Below are 18,361 nucleotides of genomic sequence, written 5' to 3' on the forward strand. Positions count from 1 at the left end.
GCCTCCCGCATGTCCCGGCGGGCGGCCGGACGGAGTCCGCCGTGCCATGGCGGTGCGCCTCCGCGGAACGGCCGGTACGAGGCCGTCGCATGACGGGACGGCGCCCGCCGGCGACGTGGCCCGGGGCCTCGTCGCCGGCGGTGGGGAGCGGCTGTCTACGGCCGGCGGGCCGAGGTGACCCGGTAGACGTCGTAGACGCCCTCCACGCCCCGTACGGCCTTCAGGACGTGTCCGAGGTGCTTGGGGTCACCCATCTCGAAGGTGAAGCGCGAGGTGGCGACCCGGTCGCGGGACGTCTGCACGGCCGCCGACAGGATGTTCACGTGCTGGTCGGACAGGACGCGGGTGACGTCGGAGAGCAGTCGCGAACGGTCCAGTGCCTCGACCTGGATGGCGACGAGGAAGACCGACGACTGGGTGGGAGCCCACTCGACCTCGAGGATCCGCTCGGGCTGCTGCGAGAGCGAGTCGACGTTCACGCAGTCCGCGCGGTGGACCGAGACCCCGCTGCCGCGGGTGACGAATCCGATGATCGGGTCACCGGGAACGGGCGTGCAGCAGCGGGCCAGTTTGACCCACACGTCCTCGACACCCTTGACGACCACGCCGGGATCCGCCTTCGCCCGGCGCTTGTTGCGTCCGTGCGAGGGCGGGGAGCTCTCCGCCAGGTCCTCGTTGGCCGCGTCCTCGCCGCCGAGCGCCTGGACGAGCTTCTGGACGACGCCCGCCGCGGCGACGTGCCCCTCCCCGATCGCCGCGTACAGCGACGAGATGTCGGGGTAGCGCATCTCGTGGGCCAGGGTGACCAGGGAGTCGCCGGTGAGGATCCGCTGGATCGGCAGGTTCTGCTTGCGCATGGCCCGCGCGATGGAGTCCTTGCCCTGCTCGATCGCCTCGTCGCGGCGCTCCTTGGAGAACCAGGCGCGGATCTTGTTGCGCGCCCGGGGCGACTTGACGAACTGGAGCCAGTCCCGTGAGGGCCCGGCGCCGGCCGCCTTGGAGGTGAAGACCTCCACCAGGTCACCGTTGTCGAGCGTGGACTCCAGCGGTACGAGCCGCCCGTTGACCCGGGCTCCTATGGTCCGGTGGCCGACCTCCGTGTGGACCGCGTACGCGAAGTCGACCGGCGTCGCGCCGGCGGGCAGCGCTATCACGTCGCCCTTCGGTGTGAAGACGAAGACCTCGTTGCGCGACAGGTCGAAGCGCAGGGACTCCAGGAACTCGCTGGGGTCCTCGGTCTCCTTCTGCCAGTCCAGGAGCTGGCGCAGCCACGCCATGTCGTTGACGGTGTCCTGGCCGCGGCCACCCGCGTGCTTCGGGACGTCCGTGCGGACCTTGGAGGCGCCCGCGACGGCCTCCTGCTTGTACTTCCAGTGCGCGGCGATGCCGTACTCGGCACGGCGGTGCATGTCGAACGTACGGATCTGGAGTTCGACGGGCTTGCCGCTGGGGCCGATCACCGTGGTGTGCAGCGACTGGTACATGTTGAACTTGGGCATCGCGATGTAGTCCTTGAACCGCCCCGGCACCGGATTCCACCGGGCGTGCACGGTGCCGAGCGCCGCGTAGCAGTCGCGGACGGTGTCGACCAGGACCCGGATGCCCACCAGGTCGTAGATCTCGGCGAAGTCCCGGCCCCGCACGATCATCTTCTGGTACACGCTGTAGTAGTGCTTCGGGCGACCGGTGACGGTGGCCTTGATCCGGGCGGCGCGCAGGTCGGACTGGACCTCGTCGGTCACTATGGCGAGGTATTCGTCGCGCTTGGGCGCACGCTCGGCGACGAGGCGGACGATCTCGTCGTACATCTTGGGGTAGAGGATCGCGAAGGCGAGGTCCTCGAGCTCCCACTTGATGGTGTTCATGCCCAGGCGGTGGGCCAGCGGGGCGTAGATCTCGAGGGTCTCGCGGGCCTTCTTCTCCTGCTTCTCCCGCTTGAGGTAGCGCATGGTGCGCATGTTGTGCAGCCGGTCGGCGAGCTTGATGACCAGGACCCTGGGGTCCTTGGCCATGGCCACGACCATCTTGCGCACGGTCTCCGCCTGGGCGGCCTCGCCGAACTTGACCTTGTCGAGCTTGGTGACCCCGTCGACGAGCAGCGCGACCTGGTCGCCGAAGTCCTTGCGCAGCGTGTCGAGGCCGTACTCGGTGTCCTCGACCGTGTCGTGCAGCAGTCCCGCCATCAGCGTCGCGGGGTCCATGCCGAGCTCGGCGAGGATCGTCGTGACAGCGAGCGGGTGGGTGATGTAGGGGTCGCCGCTCTTGCGCTTCTGCCCACGGTGCCAGCGTTCCGCGACCTGGTAGGCACGCTCGATCTGGCGCAGCGTGGCGGACTCGATCTTGGGGTCGTTGCTGCGGACGGTGCGCAGCAGCGGTTCGAGGACCGGGTTGTACGGGCTGGAGCGCTGCACACCGAGGCGGGCGAGGCGGGCACGGACGCGGTTGGAGGAACCACCGGTGCGGGACGGCGTGGCCGGTGCTGCTGCGGCGGGCCTGGCCGGGGGCTTCGAGACGGGGGCCGGGGGCTTCGGCGCGACAGGCTGCGCGGACGGCGCCGGGCTCACCGGGGCCGCGGATTCCGGCTCGGGCTTCACCGGGGCCGGGGACGCGGGAGTCGGCTTCGCCGGGGCCGGGGATTCGGGAGCGGGCTTCACCGGTTCCGCGGGGGCAGCCTTCGACCCGGGCGGCGGAGCCGGCTTCGCCGGAGCCGGAGCGGCAGCCGGAGTCCCGGTCTCCGCCCCCGCCGCCGGCTCGGAGGCCGGGGTCCGTGCCGGGCCGTCCGCGGACCCGCCCGCCGCGGGCTCACCCGCGTGTGCGGACTGCGCCTTCTCGGGCGTGGCGGCGTCCGCAGCGGGCTCGTCGGGCTGCGGGGCTGCGACTGGCTGGGCCTCGTCTGGCAAGTGCGCTCCTCGTGCGGATCCGGGCTACCCGGAAAGCCCATGGTATCGATCCCCCGGCGCGGCCTCTCCCGGGGACGGTGGACCCCCGACAACGCAGGACGGGCACCCGGATGTTCCCGGGTGCCCGTCCTGTACGGCCGTACGCTGCCGCTGCTGCGGCGCGGCGCAGGTCAGAGGGTGATCAGAGCCTCCAGCGGGGCGCCCCGCAGCGCTGCCTCGAGCCGGGCCCGTCCGGCGAGGAAGCCGAGCTCCATGAGGACCGACACCCCCGCGACCTGGGCTCCGGCCCGCCGGATCAACTGCAGCGAGGCCTCCGCGGTGCCACCGGTGGCCAGGACGTCGTCGATGACCATGATCCGGTCGTCGGCCGACAGGTCCTCGGCGTGGATCTCGATCTCCGCCGTGCCGTACTCCAGCTCGTACGCCTGCCCGAGGGTCGCCCCGGGCAGCTTGCCGGCCTTGCGGACGGGTACGAACCCGAGCCCCGCCCTGACCGCGACGGGCGCCGCCAGGATGAAGCCGCGCGCCTCAAGACCGACGATCTTGGTGGCCCCGTGCCGCACGCACAGCTCCGCGAGGGAGTCCGTGAGCGTGGTGAAGGCGACCGGGTCGGCCAGGAGCGGGGTGATGTCCTTGAACAGCACTCCCGGCTTCGGGTAGTCCTGCACGTCGCGGATGCGGCTGAGCAGGAGTTCCCGGGTGGACTCGGCGGTGCTGTTCATCGGCGGTTCCCCGGCGTGCGGCCGTGGCCCCTCGGCTGCCGGGGCTGACCCACGACGGCTCCGGCGGTCTCACCGTCCTCGGAGTCACGATCGTCGCGCTCGTCCTCGACGGACTCGCCCTTGGCCGCCGCTGCGGCACGCTTGGCGAGGATCCGCTTCTTCAGTGCCTTTATCTGCGGCTCGCGTTCCTTGAGGTCGGCGACCAGCGGGGTGGCGATGAAGATCGAGGAGTACGCACCGGCGGCGAGACCGACGAAGAGCGACAGCGAGATGTCGTTCAGCATGCCCGCGCCGAGCACACCGCCACCGATGAAGAGCAGACCGGCGACCGGCAGCAGCGCCACGACCGTGGTGTTGATGGAGCGCACCAGCGTGCTGTTGATGGAGCGGTTGGCGATCTCGCTGTACGTCCACCGGGTCTGCTTGGTGATCCCCTTCGTGCCCTCCTTGAGGCTGTCGAAGACGACGACCGTGTCGTAGAGGGAGTAACCGAGGATGGTCAGCAGACCGATCACGGTGCCCGGGGTGACCTCGAAGCCGACGAGGGCGTAGACACCGACCGTGATGGTGATGTCGTGGATCAGCGCGATGAGGGCCGCGACGGCCATGCGCAGTTCGAAGGCGATGGCCAGGTAGACCACCACGAGGACCATGAAGATGCCGAGGCCCGTCCAGGCCTTGTTGGCGATCTGCTCACCCCAGCTGGGGCCGACCAGGTCCGCGTTGATCTTCGCCTCGGGGATGCCGAGCTCGTTGGAGAGCTCGGTCTTGATCTCGTCGGCCTTGGCCGTGTCGACCTCGGTGATCTGGATCCGGAGCCCGCCGTTGCCGAGCTCCTGGACGATCGCCTCGTGGCCGGACGCCTCGGCCGCCACCTCCTGGGCCTGGGAGACCGAGATCTTGGCCTTGGTGTCGGTCGTGAAGACCGCGCCGCCCTTGAACTCGATGCCCATGTTGAGCCCGCTGACCACCACGCCGAGGATGGCCGTGATCGTGATCAGGATCGAGACGCCGTACCAGATCTTGCGCTTGCCGATGAAGTCGTAGCCGACCTCGCCTCGGTAGAGCCGGGCGCCGAGATTGCCGAGTCGCGACATCTCACGCCTCCTTCGGGTGGTCGGTGGGGGCGTTGACACGGCGTGAGCGGCGCAGCGGCGGCTTGGCGCCGAGACGCTTCGGGTCCAGACCGGACCACGCGTTGCCGCTCGCGAAGAACTTCGTGCGGGCCATCAGCGTCATGACGGGCTTGGTGAAGAGGAACACCACGACCACGTCGAGCAGGGTCGTGAGACCCAGCGTGAAGGCGAAGCCCTGGACCTTGCCGACCGTGACGAGGAACAGCACGGCCGCGGCGAGGAACGACACGAAGTCGGAGACGAGGATCGTGCGCCGGGCCCTGGGCCAGGCGCGCTCGACGGCCGGACGCAGCGTACGGCCTTCGCGGATCTCGTCCCGGATGCGTTCGAAGTACACGATGAAGGAGTCCGCCGTGATGCCGATCGCCACGATGGCACCGCAGACGGCCGGCAGGTTCAGCGCGAAGCCGATGGCCGGGCCGAGGAGCGCCATGATCGTGTAGGTCAGGATGCCGGAGGCGAGGAGGCTCAGGAGCGCGATGAGCGCCAGTCCCCGGTAGTAGGCCACCAGGTAGATGACGACCAGGGCCAGTCCGATGGCACCGGCGATGAGGCCGGCCTCCAGCTGCTCGCCACCGAGGGCGGCGGTGACGGTGGTGACCGTGTCCTCACTGAAGGACAGCGGGAGCGCACCGTACGAGAGGACGTTGGCCAGGTCCTCGGCGGACTGCTGGGTGAAGCTGCCGGAGATCTCGGCGCTGCCGCTGAGGGTCTCGTTCACCTGGGGTGCGGAGACGACCTCGCCGTCGAGGGAGATCGCGAACTGGTTCTGCGGGGACTGCTGCGCCGACAGCTTCTTGGTGATCGCCTGGAACTTCTTGGAGCCCTTGTCCGTGAACTCCATCGAGACGAGCCAGATGCCGCGCTGCTGGTCGAACTGCCCCTTGGCGTCATCGACGTCCGTACCGGAGACCTCGGCCGGGCCGAGGAGGTACTTGGCGTCACCCTCGGAGCTGCACGCGACCGTGGGGTCCTCGGGCTTGACGCCGTCGCCGGCCTTGGCACGGGCGGCCGCGTCGGTGCAGTCCAGCGCGGTGAACTTCTTCTCCAGCGCGGCGGTGGCCGCGTCGGGCGTCTCGGTGGCCGCGGGGGTCTCCCCGGCGCCGGAGCCGCTGGGGGTGGGCGTCTCGTCCTTCTTCAGGGCGCCGGTGACCGCGCGGCCCTGGGTGGTGGTGCTCGCCGAGGGCTTGCTCTCCCCGTCGGAAGCGGTGTCCGGGCTGCTCGCCTTCGCACTGGGCGTGGCGCTCGGCTCCCCGGAACCGCTCGCGGAGGGACTCGCGGAACCGGTGGGCGTGGGTCCGCCGCCGGTCACGGTGAGCACGGGCCGGAAGTAGAGCTGGGCGGTCGTCCCGACCTGTTCCCGAGCCTGCTTCGAGTTCGTGCCCTTGGGAATGTTGACGATGATGTTGGACGTGCCCTGGGTCTGAACCTCGGCCTCGGAGACACCCAGACCATTGACACGGCGTTCGATGATGCTGACCGCGGTGTTCATGTTGGTCTCGTTGATCGCCTCGGGCTTGCCGGGCTGGCTCTTCGCCTTGAGGGTGATCGACGTGCCACCTGCCAGGTCGATACCAAGCCGGGGCGTGGTGTGACCGGACAGGAACATCCCGCCGGTGAGCGCGACCATGGCAATGAGGATCAGAGCCAGGGCACGGCCCGGCTTGCTCTGTCCACCGGAAGATCCCCGGCCCTTCTTCGGTGCTGCCACCTTTTTGCTTCTCCCTGTCCAACCGCCCCGCGCCGGGTACGCGCCCGAGCGGCCATGAAGTGTAGTGGGGACCCGCCCCCGAGAAGACCGCACGGCCCATGAGACGCCGGACCCCTGTGGGTGTCCGGCGTCTCGTGGATCGTGGAACTACTTGGTGTCGCCCTCGCTGTCGGCCTTGGTGTCCTTGGCCTCTGCGCCCTTCGGCTCGGCGTCGGCCTCGGCCTTCTTGCCCAGGTCGATCTTCGCCACGTCCGCGTCGTCGTCCTTGTCCGCCGGCTCGGCGGCGGTCAGCGAGGAGGCGTCGTCGGGCACGACGGCGTCGCCGACCTCGAGGTCGGCGTCGTCACCGTGGACGATGCGGTTGTACTCCGCGTCGTCCAGGACCGCGCCGATGGCGTTCTTGGCGTAGATGGCGTGGACGCCGGGCGCGACCTCGAGGAGAACCGTGTCTTCCTGAATCTCCTTGACGGTGGCGTACATGCCTCCGATCGTGCGGACGCCGGTGCCCGGCTGCATGTCGTTGCGCATCTGCGCAGCCGCCTGCTGCTTCTTCTTGGCGGACCGGGTCATCAGGAACATGGCCCCGATGAGCACGATGAAGGGGAGGAGGGTCACGAGACTCACGGGACGGAACTTCCTTCGCACGACCGCGCTGCTGTGCGGCCTGGTCTACGGGGGTGGGTACACCGACCTGTACGGGCGGCATCGGCGGAGTCTAAGCGAGTCCGCATCATTGGAACAACGCCCAGCATGGCACCGTGGTTCCCCTGGACGCCAACCTGTGACGCGTCACGCCCCGAACAGGCCCTGTTGTCCCTTTGCGCCGTGCTGCGGCGGTACGAGACCGAGGTGCGCCCACGCCGCGGGCGTGGCGACCCGCCCGCGCGGCGTCCTGGCCAGCAGCCCCTCCCGTACGAGGAAGGGCTCGGCGACCTCCTCGACCGTCTCCCGCTCCTCCCCCACCGCGACCGCCAGGGTCGACAGACCGACGGGGCCGCCGCCGAAGAGCTTCAGCAGGGCGCCGAGCACGGCGCGGTCCAGGCGGTCCAGGCCGCGGGCGTCGACCTCGTACACCCGCAGGGCGGCGGCCGCGATGTCCCGGTCGATCCGTCCCTCGGCCTTGACCTGTGCGTAGTCCCGGACGCGGCGCAGCAGCCGGTTGGCGATGCGGGGCGTGCCCCGGGAGCGTCCGGCGATCTCGGCGGCGCCCTCGGTGTCTATGGCCACGTCGAGGAGGCCGGCGGAGCGGTGGATGACGCGCTCCAACTCGGTGGGGGCGTAGAACTCCATGTGGCCGGTGAAGCCGAAGCGGTCGCGCAGCGGGGGCGGCAGGAGTCCGGCCCTGGTGGTGGCGCCGACCAGGGTGAACGGCGGCAGTTCCAGCGGAATGGCGGTGGCGCCGGGGCCCTTGCCGACGATCACGTCGACGCGGAAGTCCTCCATGGCCATGTAGAGCATCTCCTCGGCGGGCCGGGACATGCGGTGGATCTCGTCGAGGAAGAGGACCTCGCCCTCCTGGAGGGAGGAGAGGATCGCGGCGAGGTCTCCGGCGTGCTGGATCGCGGGGCCGGAGGTGATCCTGATCGGCGCCTCCATCTCGGCCGCGATGATCATGGAGAGGGTGGTCTTGCCGAGCCCGGGGGCTCCGGAGAGCAGGACGTGGTCGGCCGTGGCTCCGCGGGCCCGGGCCGCCTTGAGCACCAGGTCGAGCTGTTCGCGCACCTTCTCCTGGCCGACGAACTCGTGGAGGTCCTTGGGGCGCAGGGCGGCCTCGACGGCCGTGTCCTCGCCGTCGGCGCCGGCGGCGACCAGCCGGTCCTCCAGCCGCTCGTCCTCCAGCTCGCCCGTGTCGGCTCCGGTCTCGTCCCAGTTCATCTCGTCAGTCCCGCCTCGGGTGTTTCGGTGCCGGGCCCTGCGGTGCGCCGGCCGGCGTACGGGGCGTCGTGCCCCTGCGGTCAGCGTGCGCGGTTGAGGGTCTGCAGGGCCGCGCGCAGCAGCTGCGGCACGGGCGGCTGGGCGCCCGCGGCGAGCGCGGCCTCGGCCTGCGGTGCCACGGCGGTCACCGCCTCGTCGGCCTCACGCGTCGCGTAGCCGAGGCCGATCAGGGCGGCCTGCAGCTGGTCGCGCCAGGAGGAGCTGACCGCGGTGCCGATGCCCTGCTGCCCGATGTGCGCCCCGACCGGCTCGCCGAGCCGGTCCTTGAGCTCCAGGAGGAGCTTCTGGGCACCCTTCTTGCCGATGCCGGAGACGGCGGTGAGCGCCTTCTCGTCCCCGGTGGCGACGGCGATGCGCAGGGCGTCCGGACTGTGGGTGGCGAGCATGGCCTGGGCGAGCCGGGGGCCGACGCCGCTGGCGGTCTGGAGGAGCTCGAAGACCTGCCGCTCGTCGTCGTCGGCGAAGCCGTAGAGGGTGAGCGAGTCCTCCCGTACGACGAGGGAGGTGGCCAGCTTGGCCTCCTGGCCGATCCGCAGGCCCGCGAGGGTGCCGGGGGCGCACTGGACGGCCATGCCGATGCCGCCGACCTCGATCACGGCCGTGGTCGGAGCGAGGGCGGCCACCGGGCCGGAGACGAAGGCGATCATGCGGTACGGCCTTTCAGCGTGCGGTGGGCGGCGACGGCCTGCTGCAGTCGGTTCTGAGCGGGCGCGCGCCAGATGTGGCAGATGGCGAGGGCGAGGGCGTCGGCGGCGTCGGCCGGCCTGGGCGGCGCGTCGAGCCGGAGGAGGCGGGTCACCATCGCCCCCACCTGCGCCTTGTCGGCGCGCCCGGATCCGGTGACGGCCGCCTTGACCTCGCTGGGCGTGTGCAGGGCGACCGGGATGCCCCGGCGGGACGCGCAGAGCATGGCGACGGCACTGGCCTGGGCGGTGCCCATCACCGTGCGCACGTTGTGCTGGGCGAACACCCGCTCCACCGCGACGAACTCGGGCCGGTGTTCGTCGAGCCACTCCTCGATGCCCCGCTCGATGGCGACCAGCCGGTGGCCGAGCTCGGCGTCGGCCGGGGTCCGCACGACACCGACTCCGATCATCGTGAGCGGCCTTCCGGCGACGCCCTCGACGACTCCGACACCGCACCGGGTCAGCCCCGGGTCCACGCCCAGCACCCGCATGACAGGGCCCCCTCCACCACTCGGTCAACTGTTCCCGCAGGCTATCGGCTCCCACCGACAATGCGGCGGGCCGACGGGGTGTGTCCCCGTCGGCCCGCCGCGGCCGTGCTGTCCGCCTCAGGCGTCGACCTTCTCCATGACCTCGTCGGAGACGTCGAAGTTGGCGAAGACGTTCTGCACGTCGTCGCTGTCCTCCAGTGCGTCGATCAGCTTGAAGATCTTGCGCGCGCCCTCTTCGTCGAGGTCGACCTGCATGGTGGGCAGGAAGTCGGCCTCGGCCGAGTCGTAGTCGATGCCGGCCTCCTGGAGCGCGGTACGGACCGCGACCATGTCGGTGGCCTCGCTGACGACCTGGTAGGTCTCACCGAGGTCGTTGACCTCCTCGGCGCCCGCGTCGAGGACCGCGTCGAGGACGTCGTCCTCGGACAGCTCGCCCTTGGGGACGATGACGACGCCCTTGCGGTTGAACAGGTACGAGACCGAACCCGGGTCGGCCATGGAACCGCCGTTGCGGGTCATCGCGACACGCACGTCCGACGCGGCGCGGTTGCGGTTGTCGGTGAGGCACTCGATGAGCACCGCGACACCGTTCGGGCCGTAACCCTCGTACATGATCGTCTGGTAATCGACGCCGCCCGCTTCGAGACCGCCACCGCGCTTGACCGCGGAGTCGATGTTCTTGTTCGGGACGGAGCTCTTCTTCGCCTTCTGAATGGCATCGACGAGGGTCGGGTTCCCCTCGGGGTCCACACCTCCGGTGCGGGCCGCTACCTCGATGTTCTTGATCAGCTTCGCGAAGAGCTTGCCGCGCTTGGCGTCAATCACGGCCTTCTTGTGCTTCGTCGTAGCCCATTTAGAGTGGCCGGACATCTGCCTTCTCCTTCGCGTCACCAGAATCGATCCGAACCCGAGAGATCCTACCGGGATCGAGTCGGCCCACGGCGCGCACCATGTCGACGAAGAGTGCGTGCACGCGGTGGTCCCCGGTCAGTTCGGGGTGGAACGAGGTGGCGAGGGCGTTTCCCTGGCGGACGGCCACGATATGGCCGCCGTGCGTCGCGATGACGTCCACCGCGGCACCCACCGACTCCACCCAGGGAGCCCGGATGAAGACGCCCTCGACGGACCCGCCGGGCACACCGTCGACCTCGACGGCCGCTTCGAAGGACTCGTTCTGCCGCCCGAAGGCGTTACGGCGCACGATCATGTCGATGCCGCCGACGGTCTCCTGGCCCGAAATGGGGTATCCCCCGCTCGAACGGGAGGGAGAGCTCGGGGAAGGGCCGAGGATCTCGTCGGCGAGCAGGATCATTCCGGCGCAGGTGCCGTAGACCGGCATCCCCGCGGCGACCCGGGCCCGCAGGGGTTCCATCATGCCGAACAGGACGGCCAGCTTGGACATCGTGGTGGACTCGCCGCCGGGTATGACGAGCCCGTCGACCTCGGCGAGCTCCTCGGGCCGTCGGACCGGCCTGGCCACGGCGTCCGCCGAGGCCAGGGCGATCAGGTGCTCCCGTACGTCGCCCTGGAGGGCCAGGACTCCGATGACAGGGGTGTCGGTCATCAGTGGTTACCAGCCGCGGTTGGCGTAGCGCTCGGCCTCGGGCAGCGTGTCGCAGTTGATGCCGACCATGGCCTCGCCCAGGTTGCGGGAGGCGTCCGCGATGACCTTCGGGTCGTCGTAGAAGGTGGTGGCCTTCACGATGGCGGCGGCGCGCTTGGCCGGGTCGCCGGACTTGAAGATGCCGGAACCCACGAAGACGCCCTCGGCACCGAGCTGACGCATCAGGGCCGCGTCGGCGGGGGTGGCGACGCCACCGGCGGAGAACAGGACGACGGGCAGCCTGCCGAGCTCGGCGACCTCCTTGACCAGCTCGTACGGGGCACGGAGGTCCTTGGCGGCGGCGTACAGCTCGTTGTTGTCGTAGCCGCGCAGACGGGCGATCTCGTTCTTGATCTGGCGCAGGTGGCGGACGGCCTCGACGACGTTGCCGGTGCCGGCCTCGCCCTTGGAGCGGATCATCGCGGCACCCTCGGCGATGCGGCGCAGGGCCTCGCCCAGGTTGGTGGCGCCACAGACGAAGGGGGTGGTGAAGGCGAACTTGTCGCTGTGGTTGACCTCGTCGGCCGGGGTGAGGACCTCGGACTCGTCGATGTAGTCGACTCCCAGGGACTGCAGTACCTGCGCCTCGACGAAGTGCCCGATGCGGGACTTGGCCATGACGGGGATGGAGACGGCCCCGATGATCTCCTCGATCATGTCGGGGTCGGACATCCGGGCCACGCCGCCGTCCTTGCGGATGTCGGCCGGGACCCGCTCCAGGGCCATGACGGCCACGGCGCCCGCGTCCTCGGCGATCTTCGCCTGCTCGGCGTCGACGACGTCCATGATCACGCCGCCCTTGAGCTGCTCGGCCATGCCGCGCTTGACGCGGGCGGTGCCGGTGGCCGGGGACTCGGTGGACTGGGTGCTGGGGAGCGTGGACACGGATCGACCTCACTGGGGAGAAGACGCTGGATGCTGCACCTGAGCAAACGCTCCGGGACCAGTCCACAGCAAGGGCCAATGAACACCGCGTGGATCGTTTTGCCGCCCACCGCCCCGCGGCGGGACCTGCTCCGCGCCCCGCTCCCTCAGGTACCGGGCCGGTCGGCGAGGGCCACCGGCGGCTCGTCGTCCATCTCGAACGCCAGCGGGAACGGGGCGTGCCCGGCGAGCCGGAACAGCCGCACCGTCCGGTGCCTGCGCAGGGCCCGGGCGGCGCGCACCGAGTCGTTGTGGAAGCGGCGCGCCATCGGTACGCGCCGTACGGCGGCGGCGAGTTCCCCGGCCGCGTCCTCACCGCCGGGGACCTGCTTCACCGCTTCGACCTGGGCCGTCTCGCCGAACACCGCCCGCAGCGCGGTGCTCAGCTCGCTCTCGGCGACCTCGCGCCGCTCCTCCTCGGCCTGCCGGGCGGCGTGCGCCGCCTCGTACAGCACGATGGAGGCCGCCGGGTCCAGGACTCCGGAGGTGGCCAGCTCCTGGGTGACCGAGGCGCGGCGCAGCAGCTGCGCGTCCAGGGCCGCGCGGGACGCGTCGATACGGGCGTGGAGCCGGTCGAGCCGCCCGGCGGTCCAGCTGAGGTACAGGCCGATCGCGAGGAGCGCGACGGCAATCCAGATGAGGGTTTCGATCACGGGCGGCAAGGCTACCGTCGGTGCGGGCGCCATAGGCCCCCCGGTACGCCGCAGCGGCCCCGGCGCCCCGGCCCGGAGCGGTCCCCCGGCTCAGGTCCCCGTCCCGGCGCAGCCCCACCGCTCACGCCCCCGGCGGCGGGCCCGCGCTCAGTCCTGGGCCCAGTCCCCGGTCCGGTCCTTGGCCAGACCGAAGCGGGCGCGCAGGCCCGTGCGTTCGTCCGTGTCCACGGACGCGGCCCCCTCCGTCACCGTCTCGTACACCGCGAGGATGTCCGCACCGACCGTCGCCCAGTCGAAGCGCCGTACGTGTGCGCTGCCCCGCTCCCGCAGCCCCGCACGCCGCTCCGGGTCGCCGAGCAGCCGGATCGCGGCCTTGGCGAGCGCGTCCGCGTCCTCGTTGGCGAAGAGGTCGCCGGCCGCACCCTGGTCCAGCACCTGGGCGAACGCGTCGAGGTCGCTGGCCAGCACGGGTGCCCCCGCCGACAGGGCCTCGACCAGGATGATGCCGAAGCTCTCGCCGCCGGTGTTCGGCGCGACGTACACGTCGACGCTGCACAGCAGCCGCGCCTTGTCCTCGTCGCTCACCATGCCGAGGAACTCGACGTGCCCACGCAGCTCCTCCGGCAGCGAGGCGACCGCTTCCTCCTCGTCACCGCGGCCCGCGACCAGCAGCCGGGTGTCCGGGCGGGCGGCGACGATCGCGGGGAGCGCCCTCATCAGGACGGGCAGTCCCTTGCGCGGCTCGTCGATGCGCCCTATGAAGCCGAGCGTGCCCCCCTGCCACTCGGCCTTCGGCTCCGCACCGGCGAAGAAGCCCACGTCCACGCCGTTGGGGATGAGCACGGCGTCACCACCGAGGTGTTCGACCAGGGTCCGCCGCGCGTACTCGCTCACCGCGATCCGCGCGCTGATCTTCTCCAGCGCCGGCTGGAGGATCGGGTACGCGGCGATCATCGCGCGGGAGCGCGGGTTGGACGTGTGGAACGTGGCTACGATCGGCCCCTGCGCCGCCCAGCAGGTCAGCAGGCCCAGCGAGGGCGCGGTGGGCTCGTGGATGTGGATGACGTCGAAGGTGCCGTCGTGCAGCCAGCGCCGTACCCGCGCGGCGGACAGGAACCCGAAGTTCAGCCGTGCCACGGAGCCGTTGTACGGGACCGGCGTCGCCCGGCCCGCGGACACCACGTACGGCGGCAGCGGCGTCTCCTCGTCGGAGGGCGCCAGGACCGAGACGTGGTGCCCGAGCCGGATCAGGTGCTCGGCCAGGTCCCGGATGTGGAACTGCACGCCGCCCGGGACGTCCCAGGAGTAGGGGCAGACGATGCCGATCTTCACGGAGCTTCCCCCTGGGGTTCCAGATCGGAGATCCATAGCCGCTGCAGCATGTGCCAGTCCTCCGGATGCTCGGCGATCCCGGTGGCGAAGGCATCGGCCAGCGCCTGTGTCATGGAGGACGTGTTCTCGGCGCGGGTACCTGCCTCCGGTACGGGGACCGGCGGATGGATCCGTGCCCGCATCACCGGGCCGTCGTACCAGAGGGTGACGGGCAGCAGCAGCGCGCCCGTCTGCTGGGCGAGCAGCGCGGGTCCTGCGGGCATCCGCGCGGTGTCGCCGAAGAAGGTCACCTCGACGCCGGTGGCCGACAGGTCGCGGTCGGCCACCAGGCAGACCAGGCCGCCCGCGCGCAGCCGCCGTGCGAGGGTCCCGAAAGCGGCCCCGCCGCTGTGCGGCAGGACCTCCATGCCCAGACCCTGGCGGTAGGCGACGAACCGGTCGTACAGGGTCGCCGGCTCGAGCCGCTCGGCGACGGTGGTGAACGGCATCTTCAGGTCGGTGGTGACCCAGGCACCGGCCAGGTCCCAGTTCCCCAGGTGCGGCAGAGCGAGGACGACCCCGCGCCCGGCGTCCATGCCCTCGGTGAGCCGGTGGACTTCCTGGACGTCGATGCCGGCCCTGATCCGCTCCGGGGTCCAGGCGGGCAGCCTGAAGGACTCCATCCAGTAGCGCATGTACGAGCGCATGCCGGCCTTCGACAGCTCGGCGAGGCGGGCCGGGCCCGCGTCCGGCACCACGCGGGCCAGATTCGACTCGAGCCGCAGCACCGCCTTCCCCCGCCGCTTCCACACCTGGTCGGCCAGGGTCCGGAAGAGCGCCCCGGCGGCCTGCTCGGGAAGCCTCCTGACCGCGCCCCAGCCGAGCCCGTAGAGTCCGTCGGTCAGCCGTCCCCGGAGTCCGGGTCCGGTGCCGCTCACTGCGCGGCCCCGCTCCCCTGCTCCGTGGCCCCGTCCACGGCGGCGGCCGCCGCGTCGGCCTCGGCCGACTCCCGCCGGACGGTCACCACACGCTGGACCAGCGTCACCAGACTGCCCGCGGCGACGATCCACAGCGCGATCGGCAGCAGGACCTGGATCCCGGGCACGCCGAAGCCGTGCAGCCCGGCCAGTCCCGCCGCGACCAGTGAGATCACCAGGCGCTCGGCGCGTTCCACCAGTCCGTTCACCGCTACCGGGAGTCCGATCGACTCACCGCGCGCCTTCGTGTACGACACCACCTGGCCGCTGGCCAGACAGAAGATCGCCACCGCGCACAGCGTGTTGTCGTCGCCGCTGCCCGCGTACCAGAGCGCGAACCCGGCGAAGATCGCCCCGTCCGCGACCCGGTCGAGCGTCGAGTCCAGGAACGCTCCCCACCGGCTGGAGATCCCCGCCTGCCTGGCCATGTTGCCGTCGACCAGGTCGGAGAAGACGAAGACCGTGATCACGATCGTGCCCCAGAAGAACTCCCCCATCGGGAAGAAGACCAGCGCACCCGCCATCACTCCGGCCGTGCCGACGAGTGTGACCGCGTCGGGACTGACCCCGAGCCGGAGCAGCAGAGCGGCGAACGGTGTGAGGACACGCGTGAAGAATGCACGCGCGTACTTGTTCAGCATGGCCTTCCCGAAGGTTCGTCGGGCCGCGCGACCCCGTCGGCCACCGGCTGGCCCATCGTAGTCACGAGCCGCACACTCCCACGGCCGGGCACCCCCGTCCCGGCGGATCTCCCGCACTTCCCCGGCCCGGCATCCCGGTCCCCGCGGGGTCCCGCACTCCCGCGGCCGGGCGCCCCTCCCCCGCCGACGTCCCGAAGTCATGGCGGGCCGGGTGCGACGTATGGACGGCGCCGGGCGTGAGTGGAAAGCTCGAAGGACCGCGGGCGTCGCCGAAGCCGCCGTGGCGGCTCCCCGTCGCCCGTGCACCTTTCTCCCCCACCGCGCCGGTGCCGACCCGGCACCGCGCCACCCCCACGGGAGGCACGCATCATGGGCGACAGGACACACGCGCACACCGGGGCCGCCGGCAGGGCGACGGCGGCCGACGGGCCCGCTTCCGTACGGAACGTGGTGCTGGTCGGCCACAGCGGCTCCGGCAAGACCACCCTCGTCGAGGCCCTCGCGCTGACGGCCGGGGCACTCAACCGGGCCGGCCGGGTCGAGGACGGCGGAACCGTCTCCGACCACGACGAGATCGAGCGGCGGCGGCAGCGCTCCGTACAGCTCTCGCTGGTCCCCGTCGAGTGGCGCGGCCACCGGGTCAATCTGCTGGACACCCCCGGCTACGCCGACTTCGTCGGGGAGCTCAGGGCCGGTCTGCGGGCGGCGGACGCGGCCCTCTTCGTCGTCTCGGCGGCCCAGGAGGCCGACGCCGTGGCGGGTACCGCCCGTGCCGCGTGGGAGGAGTGCGCGGCCGTCGGGATGCCGCGCGCGATCGTCGTCACGCACCTGGACACCGCACGCACGTCCTTCGACGAGATGACCAGGGTCTGCGGCCGGCTCTTCGGGGGAGACGACCCGGATGCCGTGCTCCCGCTCTACCTGCCGGTGCGCGGCCCCGAGGGCCCGGACGGGCATGCCCGGCTCACCGGTCTCACCGGGCTCCTCACCCAGCGGGTCCTGGACTACTCCTCCGGGGAACGGACCGAGCGCCCGCCCGCCCCGGACCGGCGCGCGCCCCTCCTGGAGGCCCGCAACCGGCTCGTCGAAGGGATCATCGCCGAGAGCGAGGACGAGACCCTGATGGACCACTACCTGGGCGGCGGCGACATCGCCGTCGAGACCCTCGTCGAGGGCCTGGAGCGCGCCGTCGCGCGTGCCTCCTTCCACCCCGTGCTCACCGCCGCGCCGGCCGCCGACGGTGCGCGCCAGGGCGTCGGCACCGTCGAACTCCTCGATCTCGTCACCCGCGGGTTCCCCTCCCCCCTGGAACGCGCCCTCCCCTCCGTCACCACGCCCGAGGGCGCCCCGCGCGCCGTTCCGGTCTGCGACCCGGAAGCACCCCTGGTCGCCGAGGTCGTCAAGACGTCGTCCGACCCCTACGTCGGACGGGTCTGCCTGGTCCGCGTCTTCTCCGGCACCCTGCGCGCCGAGGACACGGTGCACGTCCGCGGCCACGGCCTGACCGACCCCGGCCACCCGGCCCGCCCCTTCCACGACGCCGACGTACGGGTCGGAGCGCTCACCTCCCCGTTCGGCGGGCAGCAGCGTCCCCTGGACGAGTGCGTCGCCGGGGACCTGGCCTGTGTGTCCCGGCTGGGCGGAGCCGAGACGGGTGACACCCTCTCCCCCGCCGGTGACCCGCTGCTGATCGAGCCCTGGACCATGCCGGACCCGCTGCTGCCGCTGGCGGTGCGCGCCCACGGCAAGGCGGACGAGGACAAGCTCTCCCACGGCCTGGCCCGGCTGGTCGCCGAGGACCCCACCATGCGGCTGGAGCAGAACCCCGACACCGGTCAGCTCGTCCTGTGGTGCATGGGCGAGGCCCACACCGATGTCGCGCTGGAGCGGCTGCGCAGCCGGTACGGCGTCCAGGTCGACGCGGTGCCCCACCTCGTGCCCCTCCGGGAGACCTTCGCGTCCCGGACCGTAGGGCGCGGCCGGCACGTCAAGCAGTCCGGCGGCCACGGCCAGTACGCCGTCTGCGAGATCGAGGTGGAGCCGCTGCCGCCCGGCGCGGGCATCGAATTCGTCGACAGGGTGGTCGGGGGCTCGGTTCCCCGCCAGTTCATCTCCTCCGTGGAGAAGGGCGTACGCGCCCAGGCCGCCCGCGGCCTCGCGACCGGACACCCGCTCGTCGACGTGCGCGTCACCCTGCTCGACGGGAAGTCCCACTCGGTGGACTCCTCCGACGCCGCCTTCCAGACCGCAGGTGCGCTCGCCCTGCGCGAGGCCGCCGCCGGCACCCGCGTCCAGCTGCTCGAACCGGTGGCCGAGATCCACGTGCTGGTCCTCGACGCCTACGTGGGCGCCGTGATGAGCGATCTCGCGGGACGCCGCGGCCGGGTGGTCGGCACCGAACAGGAATCCGGTGAGCGCACCCGCATACGCGCCGAGGTGCCCGAGACCGAGATCGGCAGGTACGCCGTCGATCTGCGCGCCCTGACGCACGGCACCGGACGGTTCGACCGGGCGTACGCCCGGCACGAACCCATGCCCTCCCAGCTGGCAGAACGCCTACGCGAAAGGGAGGAAAACCACGCGAGCGGGACCTAGTTGTCCGGATTTGGCTCCCGCCGACCGTCCATGAGCCCGATGCCGGGCGACGCCGCGTTCCGGACGATACGCTGTG

16 protein-coding genes are annotated in these 18,361 nt (G+C 71.4%); 1 reads left to right on the top strand and 15 read right to left on the bottom strand.

Features of this window, described 5'->3' with window-relative positions:
• Positions 1 to 155: 155 nt before the first annotated feature.
• The 15 genes from OG927_RS05130 to pgsA all read right to left on the bottom strand — a co-directional run bounded on the left by OG927_RS05130 (position 156) and on the right by pgsA (position 15,690).
• Positions 156 to 2,900 (bottom strand): RelA/SpoT family protein, encoded by a 2,745-nt coding sequence (locus OG927_RS05130; RefSeq protein WP_403089087.1) that lies wholly within the window; start codon positions 2,898 to 2,900, stop codon positions 156 to 158.
• A gap of 170 nt (positions 2,901 to 3,070) precedes the next feature.
• Complete coding sequence (locus OG927_RS05135) at positions 3,071 to 3,622, bottom strand: adenine phosphoribosyltransferase (protein WP_056786947.1); 552 nt, start codon at positions 3,620 to 3,622, stop codon at positions 3,071 to 3,073.
• A complete protein-coding gene (secF, locus tag OG927_RS05140) occupies positions 3,619 to 4,719 on the bottom strand; it encodes a protein translocase subunit SecF (protein ID WP_124282923.1) in 1,101 nt (366 codons plus the stop codon). The genes OG927_RS05135 and secF overlap by 4 nt, the downstream gene beginning before the upstream one ends.
• A 1-nt stretch (position 4,720) precedes the next feature.
• Positions 4,721 to 6,469 carry a protein translocase subunit SecD gene (gene secD / locus OG927_RS05145; protein WP_056786940.1) on the bottom strand — a complete coding sequence of 583 codons (1,749 nt, stop codon included), beginning with the start codon at positions 6,467 to 6,469 and terminating at the stop codon, positions 4,721 to 4,723.
• A gap of 147 nt (positions 6,470 to 6,616) precedes the next feature.
• Complete coding sequence (yajC, locus tag OG927_RS05150) at positions 6,617 to 7,093, bottom strand: preprotein translocase subunit YajC (RefSeq protein ID WP_056786936.1); 477 nt, start codon at positions 7,091 to 7,093, stop codon at positions 6,617 to 6,619.
• A 165-nt stretch (positions 7,094 to 7,258) separates the two neighbouring features.
• Positions 7,259 to 8,344 carry a Holliday junction branch migration DNA helicase RuvB gene (gene ruvB, locus OG927_RS05155; RefSeq protein ID WP_056786934.1) on the bottom strand — a complete coding sequence of 362 codons (1,086 nt, stop codon included), beginning with the start codon at positions 8,342 to 8,344 and terminating at the stop codon, positions 7,259 to 7,261.
• 80 nt (positions 8,345 to 8,424) lie between these two features.
• Complete coding sequence (ruvA, locus tag OG927_RS05160; RefSeq protein WP_056786931.1) at positions 8,425 to 9,051, bottom strand: Holliday junction branch migration protein RuvA; 627 nt, start codon at positions 9,049 to 9,051, stop codon at positions 8,425 to 8,427.
• A complete protein-coding gene (gene ruvC, locus OG927_RS05165) occupies positions 9,048 to 9,581 on the bottom strand; it encodes a crossover junction endodeoxyribonuclease RuvC (protein WP_056786929.1) in 534 nt (177 codons plus the stop codon). Before ruvC ends, ruvA begins: the two co-directional genes overlap by 4 nt.
• A gap of 117 nt (positions 9,582 to 9,698) precedes the next feature.
• On the bottom strand, positions 9,699 to 10,451 hold the full coding sequence (locus tag OG927_RS05170) for a YebC/PmpR family DNA-binding transcriptional regulator (protein ID WP_056786926.1): 753 nt from the start codon (positions 10,449 to 10,451) through the stop codon (positions 9,699 to 9,701).
• Positions 10,435 to 11,145, bottom strand: coding sequence for a pyridoxal 5'-phosphate synthase glutaminase subunit PdxT (pdxT, locus tag OG927_RS05175; protein WP_241191975.1), 711 nt, complete (start codon positions 11,143 to 11,145; stop codon positions 10,435 to 10,437). The genes OG927_RS05170 and pdxT overlap by 17 nt, the downstream gene beginning before the upstream one ends.
• Positions 11,146 to 11,151: 6 nt before the next feature.
• Complete coding sequence (gene pdxS / locus OG927_RS05180) at positions 11,152 to 12,069, bottom strand: pyridoxal 5'-phosphate synthase lyase subunit PdxS (protein WP_056786924.1); 918 nt, start codon at positions 12,067 to 12,069, stop codon at positions 11,152 to 11,154.
• Positions 12,070 to 12,215: 146 nt separating this feature from the next.
• Positions 12,216 to 12,794: a hypothetical protein gene (locus tag OG927_RS05185; protein ID WP_056786921.1), complete on the bottom strand. Its 579-nt coding sequence runs from the start codon at positions 12,792 to 12,794 to the stop codon at positions 12,216 to 12,218.
• A 114-nt stretch (positions 12,795 to 12,908) separates the two neighbouring features.
• Positions 12,909 to 14,093, bottom strand: a complete 1,185-nt coding sequence (locus OG927_RS05190) for a glycosyltransferase family 4 protein (protein ID WP_056786918.1) — start codon at positions 14,091 to 14,093, stop codon at positions 12,909 to 12,911.
• Positions 14,090 to 15,010, bottom strand: coding sequence for a phosphatidylinositol mannoside acyltransferase (locus OG927_RS05195; protein ID WP_330319778.1), 921 nt, complete (start codon positions 15,008 to 15,010; stop codon positions 14,090 to 14,092). Before OG927_RS05195 ends, OG927_RS05190 begins: the two co-directional genes overlap by 4 nt.
• On the bottom strand, positions 15,007 to 15,690 hold the full coding sequence (pgsA, locus tag OG927_RS05200) for a phosphatidylinositol phosphate synthase (RefSeq protein ID WP_056786913.1): 684 nt from the start codon (positions 15,688 to 15,690) through the stop codon (positions 15,007 to 15,009). Before pgsA ends, OG927_RS05195 begins: the two co-directional genes overlap by 4 nt.
• A 369-nt stretch (positions 15,691 to 16,059) precedes the next feature.
• Here pgsA and OG927_RS05205 point away from each other — a divergent pair, with 369 nt between their 5' ends.
• Positions 16,060 to 18,285, top strand: a complete 2,226-nt coding sequence (locus OG927_RS05205; RefSeq protein ID WP_056786909.1) for an elongation factor G-like protein EF-G2 — start codon at positions 16,060 to 16,062, stop codon at positions 18,283 to 18,285.
• Positions 18,286 to 18,361 lie beyond the last annotated feature (76 nt).

Source organism: Streptomyces clavifer, from assembly GCF_036345975.1.
Classification (GTDB): Bacteria; Actinomycetota; Actinomycetes; order Streptomycetales; family Streptomycetaceae; genus Streptomyces; species Streptomyces clavifer.